Origin of the sequence: Algibacter sp. L4_22, from assembly GCF_023473045.1 — a bacterium.
Lineage (GTDB): Bacteria > Bacteroidota > Bacteroidia > Flavobacteriales > Flavobacteriaceae > Algibacter.
In genome coordinates, this window is sequence record NZ_JAMCOK010000004.1 from 231,854 (window position 1) to 245,003 (window position 13,150).

Genomic DNA, 13,150 nt, shown 5'->3' on the forward strand with positions numbered 1-13,150 from the left:
TATTTGTTAATATAAATAATCTATGACACACTTTAATAAATATAAAAAATCATTGTTGTTCGGTTGCTTCTCTGTAATGTTTACCATTACATTAGCCGCTCAGGACAATGATCGAACCACAACCACCGATTCTGTCGAAATAAGTGCCAATAATTTGGTATCGAAGATTAGTGAAGAGGTAAACGTAGGGTTTCAGAACCGGAAGACTATTGACGTGGTCGGTGCGGTATCTACTATCGAGCCCGACGATTTTCTTAAGTATGACAACACCCAATGGGTCCGTGATGCCTTATCTGGTAGAATACTAGGGCTTAAAGGAAGCGACAACATTCGTGGCTTAGGTACTGCCTTGATTGTTGTGGATGGTATTCCAGGCAGAAGTATCGATTTGCTTAATATGGAAGAAATCCAGGAAATCACCATTTTAAAAGATGCCAATGCAGTAGCTCTATATGGTGCTATGGGTAAGAATGGGGTTATCGTTGTAACCACGAAACGTGGTACGGAAAAGCAAGAGTTTAATGTAAGCGTTAGTTCGGGAATCAAGTTTCCTACAAGCGTGCCAAATTATCTGGGCTCTGCTGAATATATGACGCTTTTTAACGAAGCCAGAACTAATGATGGGCTGCTTCCGAGTTTTACCGATGAGACAATCGCTAACCATGCTAGTGGTGTCAATCCATATAGGTATCCTAATGTAGACTTGTACAGTAGTGATTACATGAAAGATTTCGCGTCATTTACCAATGTAGTGGCCGATTTCTCTGGAGCAGTAAATGATACCAAGTATTATATCAATATTGGTTTTAAGATCGATCAAACTATACAGGATGTTACCGATAACGATAAAGGTGTTAAGCGGTTTAATGTTCGTGGAAATATTGATTTCCGAGTGAATGACTGGATTAAGAGTAGCTTTGATATGATTGCGATTATTGAACAGAATAAAACCTCTTTGACCAATCTTTATGATGCAGGTAACAGTTTCAGACCTGATCTATATGCTCCTTTATTACCTATAAGTGCTATAGATGTCACTGATAATCCAGAATTAGCTGGGGTGTTGCAGGCCGCCAAAAAATTTGACGGATTCCTTATTGGAGGAAATCAGAATTTTAAAGACAATGTGCCTTTGGGTAACGTATATGCTGGTGGGAATAGAACCGACGTAACAAGAATAAGTCAGGTAAACAATGCCATCGATTTTGACTTGAGTGCTATTACGGAAGGCTTATCTGCCAAAACGTATTTGAGTTTTGATTTTTACAATATATATAATACTAGTAATGTAAACCAGTTTGCGGCCTATGAACCAACCTGGAACGTTGATAATAAAATTGTAGGATTAGAAAATATAAGGGATAATGACGTTGCTGGACTTACAGAAAATATTAGTTCCAATCTGTTTACTATTCGTTACGGTTTCTACGGGATGATTAACTATGAGAAAATGTTAGGTGAAAATCACAAGATCAATACTTCATTAATCGCGCTTGCAAATAGCACTCAGGTTTTAGACGAAGAGCAATCTTCTAAGAATAGCCATTTAGGAATGAGTGTTAACTATACGTACAAGAACAAATTGATGTTCGATTTTAATGCGTCTTACGTGAATTCTATAAAATTAGCTGAAGGTAATCGTGGTAAGTTTGCTCCTACCTTAGGCTTTGCCTATGTACTTACTGAGGAAGCGTCTTTAAAAGATTCTTCTTGGTTGAATTATTTAAAACTACGATCTTCCATGGGCGTTGTTTATTCTGATTTAGGTATTGATGGATATTTTTTATATGATGCCATTTATCAACAAGATGGAGGTTCTTTTAATTGGGGAGATGCATCTGGTTCTGGATTTAATAATCAATACACCACAATATCCAGAGGACAGAACAATAATTTAGGTATGGAGAAAAGAATGGATTACAACCTTGGTTTCGAAGCTTTAATTGCTAAAAAATTATGGGTAGAGGCGAGCGTTTTTAGATCTGATTTGACAGACCAAGTAATCAATGCAACCACTGTATACCCAGAATACTATGGAGGGTTTAGACCTTATTCCAATTTCAATGCTGATAAATATTCCGGTTTTGAATTCGGCGCCAACTATTTGGATCGTTTTGGTGAGTTTGGGATAAATATCGGTGCGAGGGTATTATACACCAATTCTACTAGAAAGAAGGTAGATGAAGTTTATGCAGACGAGTACCAGAATAGAGAAGGTAAACCTGTGAATGCTATTTTTGGCTTGGAGTCTATGGGCTTCTTTGGTGAAGATGATTTTAATACGGATGGTTCTCTTAAGTCAGGTATACCTTTGCAATTCGGGGCATTACAGCCAGGAGATCTTCGCTATAGTGATATAAACAACGATGGCGTGGTGAATGATCAAGATCAAGTTTCTATTGGTCGATATGATTCGCCTTGGACCTTTAGTTCTGATATTACCTTAGATTATGGTTCTTTTACACTCTTTGCGCTCTTAACTGCTGAAGTTGGGGGTGATGGTGTAGCCGATGGTAGCTATTATCGCCCAGAGGGAGATCAAAAATACTCTGAAGTGGTTCGTGGGCGTTGGACTCCGGAAACAGCTAATACTGCAACTTTTCCAAGACTGTCTTCTTTGCCAAATACGAACAATTTAGGTAAGAACTCCACATTTTGGTTGTATGACAATAGTAACTTAAGGTTGCAACGTGTACAATTGACCTATGATTTGCCAAGAAATTGGGTAGACAAGATGAACATGGATGATTTTAGTGTGTACGCTTCCGGATCAAACTTGGCAGAGATTTCAAAAAATAAGGACATTCGCAATCTACAATTGAATAATAGCCCACTGTACCGTTACTATTCATTGGGGCTTAGAATGAAGTTTTAACTGAAAAAATAGATTTTAGATATGAAAATTTTTTTTAAATATACAACGATAGTTATCGTTCTCTTATCCTTAGGTGCTTGCACTATGTTAGAGCCTTTGGATGAAAATTTACAAGGAGAGAACCGATTGAACAATGACCCCACCTTTGCCGAAGGCTTACTGCTTAATGGCTATGAGGGAATGCCCAACCAGTACTCTTTTAGTGATGTGGCTACCGACGATGCTGTCAATAATGTTGTTAACAATTATAGACGGATGGCTACAGGTGAATGGAATGCTCAAAATGCATTTTCAAGTAGATGGGGACAGTACGAGCAAATTTTATATGTGAATAATTTCTTGGAAGTTATTGATAATGTATCTTGGAAAAGGGATAGTGTTACCAATCAACTTTTTAAGGAAAGGATGCGAGGTGAGGCTATTGCTTTGAGAGCTATAAGACATTTTTGGATTTTGCAAGAACATGGCGGAAAGAGTAATTCAGGAGAGTTATTGGGAATACCTTATATTTCTGAGTTTTTGTCTTTTGATGATGATTTTAATTTACCAAGATTAGGCTTTCAAGAAACGGTGGATCGTATCAATACAGATTTAGAGGAAGCCTTAGAGTATTTACCAATGGATTGGGATGGAGATCTTGCAAAACGCCCCTCAAGGTATGACGGTGTTAATGATGAAAGGTATCAGTTTGTTTTTGGTAGTTCTCAAGATGGCCGTGTTAGCGGAAGGATTATTAAAGCTATTCAGGCAAAAATGGATATGTTGGCAGCCAGCCCAGCGTTCTTGAATGGATTGGGAGGTAATTACCAAAAAGCCGCCAATATCTTAGGTGATTTATTGAACGATAACGGAGGGGTAGCTGGACTGGATCCTAACGGGTTGACTAATTTTTACGATTTCCCTAACGGTACCCGTACATTTCCAGAAGTACTTTGGAGAGAAAATGTATATAGCTCTGCATGGGTAGAGGAAGCTAATTTTCCGCCTTCTTTAAATGGAGATGGAGGTGTAAACCCTACTCAGAATTTTGTAGATGCATTTCCAATGTTAGACGGTACTCCGTTCTCTACTTCTCATCCAGATTACGATGCGGCCAACCCGTACACGAATAGAGATCCTCGTTTGGCTTTGTACGTATTGTACAATGGCAACGATCTTAATGGTAGAGTTATCAATACCGGTGTCGGTGGTGGTAGTGACGAGGTAGACAAGGTGCAAGGTAAATCTACACGTTCTGGTTTCTACATGAAAAAATTGCTAGCTCCTGATTTAGTAATAAGCAACGATGGGAGTACAACCACAACAGAAAAAATGAATATTTATCTACGATATACGGATCTATATCTATTGTTGGCTGAAGCAGCCAATGAATTGGGAGGTCCCGATAATATGGTAGATGGTATGAGTGCTCGTTCTATAATTGGAGCAATCCGATCTAGAGCAGGAGTGGGTCTAGGTAATGGGGATGCTTATTTGTCCAGTATCACTTCTAAAGAGGATATGCGAGAATTAATTAGAAACGAACGCAGGTTGGAACTTTGCTTTGAAGGGTATCGTTTGTACGACCTAAGACGATGGGGTATTTTGAATACAATACCTAACGTTAAAGGAGCGAAATATAATGGGGCCAATTATACAATATTAAATGTGGAACCTAGAATTTATGGTGATAACGCCAACTATGGCCCAATACCACAGAACGAGATAGTTAAATTTAACCAATTGGTGCAAAACGAAGGGTGGTAACCTATTGGATAACCAGAAAATAAATGAGGTTTGGTTTAGGTTTCCAGTAGGTACCGGGAACTAAATCCAAAATATGTTTAATAATAATTAATTCTTCATTAATGAAAACAAAAAATATAGTTTTATTTATAGGTGCTCTGATAGCTTTATCATGTAGCAATACCGACCCGGAGTTTGATGATTACGAGTTTCAAGGAGCTTATTTTCCTTATCAAACTCCTGCTCGTACCCTTATCCTAGGAGATTATGATTTAGCTTTTAACGATAGTGATAATGACTTTAGGTTCGAAATAACGGCCTTAATGACAGGGGTGTATAGTAACGATATAGAAAGAAAAATCTATTTTGAAGTAGACAATAGTCTTTTGAACAACGTAGCTAATGTAAAGGCACTCCCTGCAGAGTATTATACGTTAGAAACGGTAAGTCCTGTATCTATTCCTAAAGGTTCTACCAAGGGAAGGATTCAGGTTCAATTACGTGATGCGTTTTTTCAAGACACCTTGTCGTTTGGAAAGGTAAATACCACTAATTATGTAATTCCTTTGGTAATGACTAAGGCAGATAACTTAGATACCTTGTCTGTAGGGAGGAGTTTTATATCTAATCCAGATCGGGTAAACCCATTAGATTGGGATGTGCTTCCAAAGGATTATACCTTGTTTGGAATTAAGTATATGAACAGATTTCACGGGAACTATCTTAGAAGAGGAGAGGATATGATTACCGCACCTACTTCTGAAGTAGGAAGGGTGTACAGTGCAGATTTTGTAGAGAGAGATGAATTAACACTGTTAGAAACAGCAGGAATGGACAAGGTTAAATATCAAAACCTTATTGGCCGTGGCGAAAACTCTAGCCCAGGAAATGTTGTAATGGAATTATCTTTTACTGATGATAATACATGTGTTATTAGTAGTTACAAGGACGACCCTTATGGGGTAACAGGTACTGGCCAATTTGTTGAAGACGGCGATTCTTTTGGAGGTAATCCAAAGGATGTAATTTATTTAAATTATACCTATACAGACGCTATTAACGCAGAGACACATACCGTAAAGGATACTTTAGTAATACGCGATAGAACAGCCATTTTTGAAGAGTTTACAGTTGAACTTAAAGACCTATAGATAATGATAGAAAATATAAAAGTTGTATTGTTAAAGCTTGTGGCCATTGTTTTGCCTTTAATATTATTGTGCACATCTTGTAGTGACGATGAAGAAAATACCTCTTCGAGGTTAAGTGGAATTTCAATGAAAACGCAACCCAAAGTAAAGTATGTTTTGGGAGAAACATTAGATCTTACCAGTATGATAATCACCTTAGGTGAAGGAGAGAATGGTGAAGATATACCTTATACTTCTTTTGAAGAAAAAGGAATTACCACAGAGCCAACCAATGGAAAAGTATTAGATTTTTCTGATGAAGCCGTGATTATAACGGTAGGTAATACTGGGAAAGGTATGATTCAGGCCATAGATGTTACCAATGATATAGTAGAGCTTAGAGTAAAAACCGAACCTAAGACGAATTATGTAAGTGGAGAAATATTAGATTTATCTGACCTTGTAGTAACTACGGTGCACGAGGATGGAACCACAGGAGATGTGGCTTTTGCCGATTTTGGGAAAAAGTTTGCAACCACTCCTATGAATGGTGATGTTTTGGCGGTAAATAATACAAGTGTTGTTATTTCTTATTTAGAAACAGAAGCAAAGGTTACTCAATCCATCGATGTAATCGCATTTGAACCTATAAGTGCAACTTTAGTTACTGGTCCTACAAAAAGCGAATACGAAGTAGGAGAAAGGCTGAGCCTTGAGGGTACTGTTATTAATTATGTACTTCCAGGTGGACTAGAATACGAGGTGGCTTTCGAGGATTTTACTTCTTACGAAATTGCAACCACGCCTGCCAATGAGGATAAATTGAAGATTACCGATACTGAAGTTCAGGCAATCACCGCTATGGGAACCATGGTTATGATACCTATAAACGTGAACCAAATTAATGTTACTGGAATGACTTTGGAATTTAAACCTGATAAAACGCTTTATGCTGTTGGAGAATTAATAGACCTTAAAGGCTTAAGCGTAATCTTAGCCGTTACTGGGAAAAGCGAGGTGAAAGTTGTCTCTGAAGATTTTGAAATCTATGGGATTACTACAAACCCAGCAGAAGGAACAACTTATGTAGACGGGATTTCGGAAATCGTTGTTAGTTATCCAGGAATTACAGATACTATTTCTATATCCTTAGGATCGGAGATTATCTACGAATCTGATTTTGCTGGCGGTATAGATGGTTGGACCAATCAAGGTTATGATGGTGGTTCTTCTAATGTTTATACGGAAGAAGGAGTTATGATTTCTACAGACATTGTTCCTGGAGCCAACCCATGGTCGCTACAATTGTATAAACCAAGCATTACTTTAGAGAAAGATGCAAAATATAAACTTACTATAGAATTAAAGGCCGTTACTGGTCAAGGAGGTTTTAATTTTAGCTTTTCCGTTGGTGATGGTGATGGACGTGACGGCTGGAGTGCCTATGGCGCACAAGGAAACGTATCACTTTCTGATTCAGAATACACAACGTATGACGATGTGTTTACAATGACGAAGGATACTACAAATGCGGCTAGGATTTTATTGGATAATGGATATCAAACCAACGGTATTATGGTTCGATATGTTAAACTTGAAAAATTATAAACTTCCAATTAAAATACTTAATTGAAAGTGCTAGGTTCCTAGATTTTGAATAGCACTAAACCTTTAATGTAATATTACATTTACTTGGTTAATTAGAAATAGGGTTAAGGTTAAAGGATTATCAAATCATTTAGCTTTGGCCCTATAACTATTTGCCTAGTACAAGAAACAAGATAAGTCTTATTTAAAGTACAGGTTTTTATAAATTTAATAACAAAAACATAAAAATGAACAATAACAATTTCTTAAAGCACGCCTTAATAGTGTTATGCTTAATTTCTACACTATTAAGTTTTGCTCAAAAATCAAAAATTAATATGCCTGATGGGCGTATCGCTTTTAGTTCAGATGGAAATTTACATGATTCAGACGATTGGGGAGCAACCGCTTTTTCACTAGCACTTTTACATTATGCAGATTTAGAAAAACGCTTTGTACATTATGATTATAATAATCATTTAGGCGATTCTAGAGAAAGTTGGGAGAAAATGATGGATGAGGCTGCCAAAGGTGGTGCTAAACGATTTGGACTCGATGTCTCTAAAGTATTTAATGACCAAACTGAAAAGGAAGCTGCAATAGCCAATTTTGTTAAAGAAGCTAAAAAAAGCAGTAAAAACAATCCACTTTGGTTTATATGTGCGGGTACAATGCAAATGGCTTATAGCTTAATAGAAGCTACTCCAGAAAATAAACGCCAATTTATTTATGCCATATCTCATAGTACATGGAATGAAGATCATACCCATGGAGCAAATGAAAAAACTTGGACAGATATGAAAAAGGATTTTCCGACGGTGACTTACTATGATATTATTGACCAAAACAACGCAAATGGTGAAGATGATTTTCAATCGCATATAAACAACTGGAAATGGTTAAAAAATAGCTCAAATAAAAATTGGCAATGGTTATACAATATAGATGATACATACCAAGTGGATAAGTTAGAGACTTGGGATTCTAATACAGAAAAACATTTTGATATTTCGGATACCGGTATAACGTATTGGTTAATTACTGGAGGTCCAAACAATGGAAATGAAAAAGCAGGTTGGAAAGAAGTGAAAGCTCTTTTTGAAAACAAACCTATTGAAATAACTAGTCCAACTCCAGAAGTTAAATTAACCTCTAGCGATTATATTTTTATAGAAGCAGAAAACACGACTTCTAATTTACAAGAATGGAACCTTTTAAAAAAGGGAGATGCTCTTTACACTGAAAAAGCTTCTGGTTTTGCACATATTGAGTTTTCAGGGAATATGGCGAATACTGGAGAACCAAATTCACCTTTAGAATACACTTTTATTGCACCTAAAGATGGAAATTTTAGGCTATTAATGATGAGCAGTAAGCGATTGGAAGGCGTACAAGGTGATTGGTGTAATGATGGTTTTGTTAAAATGAAAGGTGATTTTACATCAGAAACAAATTTATCTAAAGCGGAGCTAGTAGATTACATTAAATATTTTCAAGAAGGGAGTACAAATACCCCAGAATTAGAATGGCATTGGGGACAACGGGCAGAAAAAGGGACACATATGTTTTTTAATTTAATTTATGGACTAAAAAAAGGAGAACAATATACGTTAACCTTAGCAGGCCGGTCAAAACGATTTAGTGTTGATTATTTAGCATTTTATGATGCAGATAAATTTAGTTTAATTGATGCCAAAGCGCTCTTTAAAAATCAATAATCAAAATTTGCTGCGGCATATAAAGAATACCTGCTCTTAATTTTTCAGGATTAAGATATATATGTAGTAACCGATTATTCTTCTGAAATTAGTATATAACGAAATATCTTTAGGAGTGTTTTTAAAAGAAACCAAAGATTTAGTTTAAATGGGAAGAGGGGATGTTATTGATATTCATGAGTGTTTTTTTGATGAAGAATAAAAATTTAATAATATTTAAACCCTTTCGAATTATCGTGAGGGTTTCTATTTTTCAGCATAATACAAAAACTTATTTCTACTTCAAAACCTTCTTTTTTATCAACCCCATAAAAAATCGCCTCAATTTTTTCGTAATAAAAAAAAAGGGGGAGTGCTTTTTATATTTTTCACTCCTTTCGTTTTATTCAAGTTTATTAACTTCTGATCTCAACTTTTTATAAAATAAAACTATGAAATCAAAGCAATTTAGTAGAAGAGATTTGTTAAAAAAAGGAGGGCTTTCTTTATTTACTTTAGCATTAATGCCAAATGATGTTTGGAGTGCTAATGTTATAGAAGCTCAAAAAAGCAACAGTCCTTTTTTATATAGTTCTAAGAATACATTTAATGAATTTACGCCGCCTGTATTAAATGAAATTGAAGACTCCTTAGTGATTTTAAGATCTAATGAAAACCCTTATGGTCCACCACCAGAAGCAGTAAAAGCATTTCAGAATGAAGTGTTCAAAGGAAATAGATATGCTTGGAACACCTTAAAAGAACTCGAAGCTAAAATTGTAAAGAATGAAGGCGTAACACCAGATCAAATTTTAATGGGACCTGGTTCTTCAGATTTATTAGAAAAAGTAGGCATGGTGTTTTTTAGTGAAGGTGGCAATGTTGTTAGTGCCGACCCAAGTTACATGTCGCTTATTGTAGTTGCAAAATCGGTAGGAGGTGAGTGGAAATCTTATAAATTATTAGACGATGCTCAACACGATTTAGATGCTATGGAAGCAGGAGTAGATGAAAACACAAAACTTGTTTATATCTGTAACCCTAATAACCCAACGGGTTCAATTACCGATGCAAAAAAATTAAAAGAATTTTGCCGTAGAGTATCAAAGAAAGTACCTGTTTTTGTAGATGAAGCCTATATCGAACTTTCAAAAAATGGTATAGAGGATTCTATGAACAGCTTAGTTGCAGAAGGTGAAAATGTTATTGTGGCGCGTACATTCTCTAAAATTCATGGTATGGCTGGTTTACGTATTGGCTATGTTATAGGTAAAAAAGAAACTTTAGAACGAATTAGTGAAATTACTCGTGGCGGAATGGGCATTACAGGGCCAACTATTGCTGCTGCTTCTACTAGCCTTGATAATGATGCCTTTTTAATCGATTGTAAAGCAAAAATTACGGAAGCTAGAGATTATACCATGTCGTATTTAAAAGCTAACAAATTTTCGTATCTACCTTCTGAAACTAACTTTATCATTTTTGAAATCTCTATGGATGGAGAAAAATTCTTAGAAAAAATTTATGGTAAAAATGTTGCTGTAAGAGCTTTTAAATTTTGGGATAAAAACTGGTGTAGAGTAAGTATTGGAACTCTAGATGAAATGAAAGCTTTTACTAATGCTATTAGCGAAATCTTTGCCTAACATATGGAAAATGTTTTAGATAAACCTATTTCATTTCTTCTTTTTGTTGTTATAGGGTTACTTTTAAGAAAGAAAATATCGGCAGGCGATGAAACCAATGGATTGAAAAGTTTAATTCTTTCCATTGTTTTACCTGCAACTATATTTATAGCGCTCTTAAAAATAAAAATAGATAGCAATCTCATTCTTTTTCCAGCATTAGCACTTGGCCTAAATTTATTGCTGTTGGCTATTTCTCCTTTATTATTGCTTATCATTGGAATAGATGAAAACTCACCATCTGGTAGAAGTGCTAAACTTTTAATTCCTTCTTTGGCGCCAGGCTTGTCTTGTTTTCCGTTTATTTTAGAGTTTTTGGGTGATGGAGCTTTAGCAAATGCAGCAATGGCCGATTTAGGTAACAAATTTTTTGTTCTATTTCTGTTATATTTATTAGCTGTAAAATGGCATTATAAAAAAGCAAATACAACAAAAATGCCTTTAAAATCGAGGTTAAAATCGCTTTTTTTAACATTACTATACGAGCCTGTTAATCTTTTTATTTTTGCGGCTCTTATTTTGGTTTCATTTAATGTCTCTTTAGATAGCCTTCCTAACTTTTTTGGTATTACTTTATCTCGATTGAGTGCTATAATGACGCCGTTAGTTCTAATCTTTATTGGTTTAGCTGTGAAGTTGAAAAAGAAACAATTTTTCGAAATATTTTCATTACTTATACTTAGATCAGCATTTACACTTTTACTTATTTCTGTTGCTATATATACGTTTAATTTAGTCGTTAAAAACGATATACTGGTTATGATTTCTTTTTCTTTAAGCGCCTGTAGTTTTTGGCCTTATGCACACATTTCTGGTATAGATTTTAAAGAGAAAGATCGTTCGGAGCAGGATAAAACCTTTAATGCTAATTTTGCAATATCCATATTGGCCTTATCATTACCCATATCGGTTTTACTTATTTTAGGGATTCTTACCGCAAATACAGTGTTTGTTTCACCATCTAACTTGTTATTTCTAAGTTTAGTTTTATTTTTTATAGGTATAATCTATCCTGTTATTTTAAAGCTTAGAAAAAGTGCGTTTGTTCTTGATAAAGAACAAGTTTTAGAACAAAATGTAAATCAATAACACCTTTTTTAGTTAAACGACCAAATTCAAAAAATCTACATCCAATAACTATAAGAATAATAAAGGATCGGAAGCCATCATATATTTATATTGGACAGTCCATTAAATTGAAGCAGTGGGATGCCAAAAATAGAAGGGTAAGAAAATCACACCTAGATCATTTAGAAATTAATCAGCTGATACTATCAAAACTATCTTTAGCCAACAAAAGTTTGATTAATGCAGAGATTGAAGCGCAGGATTTATCTTCAAAAAAGATGAAAAATCAGATTGTATCGAAATATGATAACGATTTTTTTAAAGTAGCCGAGAGTTACTTGGTAAACATAAGAAACCGAAAGCAGTTTCATCAATTGGATATTGAAATTGGTCGTATAGCAGTGTTTAGAGAATTTCTAAAAAACAATCAACTTCATTTTAAAGATTTGAATGTTGAACTCCTAAAACAATTTGAACATTTTCTGTTAAGTAAAAGAAATTTGGTTGCACGTACTGTGGCTAATTATATGATTACGCTTCGGACTATTTATAATTTAGCTATTAGTCAAAACATCACTAAAAAAGAATTTTACCCTTTTGGAAAAGGAAAATTTCAAATTAAGTTTCCCGAAACAAAAAAGGTAGGATTAAATAGAGAAGAAATAAAGACTTTAGAGAATTTAAAAGGTTTAACTCAAGCTCAAGAGTATGCTTTATATGCATGGTTAATTAGTTTTTATTTTGCAGGAATTCGGATAAGTGATGTATTACAATTAAAGTGGGCAGATTTTTATGACGAGCGTTTACATTACCGTATGGCTAAGAATAACAAATTAGTGTCTTTGAAGATCCCTGATAAAGTTTCTAAAATTCTCAGTAAATTAGAAAGAGAAGAACATTCTGTTTATTTATTTAAGGAGCTAGAAGGGATAAATTTAAATGATAAGAAACGCGTAAGAACAAGAATAAAAACAGCTACAAGAAACTTTAACAGGAGGTTAGCGCTTGTTGCCTTGCAAGCAGGTATAGATAAAAAAATGTCCATGCATATTGCTCGCCATAGTTTTGGAAACATTTCTGGTGATAAAATTCCCATTCAAATGCTTCAAAAACTATATCGCCATTCTTCAGTTACCACAACTATGCTTTATCAAGCTAATTTTATGCGTAAAGATACTGATGAGGCACTTGATATGGTGATTGATTTTTAAATATATAATACAAATTATCCGTTTAAAGTTAAAAATAATCTCCTTCATTTTTTTTGTAAACGCCTAATTTTGAATTTGATGATATAAATTTAAGATGTTACATATAAAGAAGGTTCCATTAAAAGAAAAAGAGGTTATGCTCTATGCGATGAAGCAGCCAACATAGCCTGGA

At 34.9% G+C, this 13,150-nt stretch carries 8 protein-coding genes and 1 pseudogene; all 9 read left to right on the forward strand.

Annotated features, from left to right (window positions below; all coding sequences use genetic code 11):
- Positions 1 to 76 precede the first annotated feature (76 nt).
- The 9 genes and pseudogenes from M4I23_RS12610 (at position 77) to M4I23_RS12650 (ending at position 12,978) form a co-directional block, all read left to right on the forward strand.
- Complete coding sequence (locus M4I23_RS12610; protein ID WP_249754772.1) at positions 77 to 2,875, forward strand: SusC/RagA family TonB-linked outer membrane protein; 2,799 nt, start codon at positions 77 to 79, stop codon at positions 2,873 to 2,875.
- Positions 2,876 to 2,896: 21 nt separating this feature from the next.
- Positions 2,897 to 4,621: a RagB/SusD family nutrient uptake outer membrane protein gene (locus M4I23_RS12615; protein WP_249754627.1), complete on the forward strand. Its 1,725-nt coding sequence runs from the start codon at positions 2,897 to 2,899 to the stop codon at positions 4,619 to 4,621.
- Positions 4,622 to 4,722: 101 nt separating this feature from the next.
- Positions 4,723 to 5,751: a DUF5627 domain-containing protein gene (locus tag M4I23_RS12620; RefSeq protein WP_249754628.1), complete on the forward strand. Its 1,029-nt coding sequence runs from the start codon at positions 4,723 to 4,725 to the stop codon at positions 5,749 to 5,751.
- Between the two features lie 3 nt (positions 5,752 to 5,754).
- Positions 5,755 to 7,338 (forward strand): carbohydrate binding domain-containing protein, encoded by a 1,584-nt coding sequence (locus M4I23_RS12625; RefSeq protein WP_249754629.1) that lies wholly within the window; start codon positions 5,755 to 5,757, stop codon positions 7,336 to 7,338.
- 227 nt (positions 7,339 to 7,565) lie between these two features.
- Positions 7,566 to 9,035: a hypothetical protein gene (locus tag M4I23_RS12630; protein WP_249754630.1), complete on the forward strand. Its 1,470-nt coding sequence runs from the start codon at positions 7,566 to 7,568 to the stop codon at positions 9,033 to 9,035.
- Between the two features lie 431 nt (positions 9,036 to 9,466).
- On the forward strand, positions 9,467 to 10,660 hold the full coding sequence (locus M4I23_RS12635; protein ID WP_249754631.1) for a histidinol-phosphate transaminase: 1,194 nt from the start codon (positions 9,467 to 9,469) through the stop codon (positions 10,658 to 10,660).
- Positions 10,661 to 10,663: 3 nt separating this feature from the next.
- Entirely contained in the window at positions 10,664 to 11,788 is a 1,125-nt protein-coding gene (locus tag M4I23_RS12640; RefSeq protein WP_249754632.1) for a permease, read from the forward strand.
- A pseudogene (locus M4I23_RS19810) lies at positions 11,785 to 12,036 on the forward strand (Arm DNA-binding domain-containing protein); the annotation flags it as partial. The gene M4I23_RS12640 and the pseudogene M4I23_RS19810, both read left to right, overlap by 4 nt.
- Positions 12,037 to 12,045: 9 nt before the next feature.
- On the forward strand, positions 12,046 to 12,978 hold the full coding sequence (locus M4I23_RS12650; RefSeq protein ID WP_249754633.1) for a site-specific integrase: 933 nt from the start codon (positions 12,046 to 12,048) through the stop codon (positions 12,976 to 12,978).
- The last annotated feature ends 172 nt before the right edge of the window (positions 12,979 to 13,150 follow it).

Coding starts and splice junctions, on each gene's coding strand:
- M4I23_RS12615 (WP_249754627.1), top strand. CDS start 2,897: ATGAAAATTTTTTTTAAATATACAACGATAGTTATCGTTCTCTTATCC.
- M4I23_RS12610 (WP_249754772.1), top strand. CDS start 77: ATGTTTACCATTACATTAGCCGCTCAGGACAATGATCGAACCACAACC.
- M4I23_RS12650 (WP_249754633.1), top strand. CDS start 12,046: ATGAAAAATCAGATTGTATCGAAATATGATAACGATTTTTTTAAAGTA.
- M4I23_RS12635 (WP_249754631.1), top strand. CDS start 9,467: ATGAAATCAAAGCAATTTAGTAGAAGAGATTTGTTAAAAAAAGGAGGG.
- M4I23_RS12625 (WP_249754629.1), top strand. CDS start 5,755: ATGATAGAAAATATAAAAGTTGTATTGTTAAAGCTTGTGGCCATTGTT.
- M4I23_RS12620 (WP_249754628.1), top strand. CDS start 4,723: ATGAAAACAAAAAATATAGTTTTATTTATAGGTGCTCTGATAGCTTTA.
- M4I23_RS12640 (WP_249754632.1), top strand. CDS start 10,664: ATGGAAAATGTTTTAGATAAACCTATTTCATTTCTTCTTTTTGTTGTT.
- M4I23_RS12630 (WP_249754630.1), top strand. CDS start 7,566: ATGAACAATAACAATTTCTTAAAGCACGCCTTAATAGTGTTATGCTTA.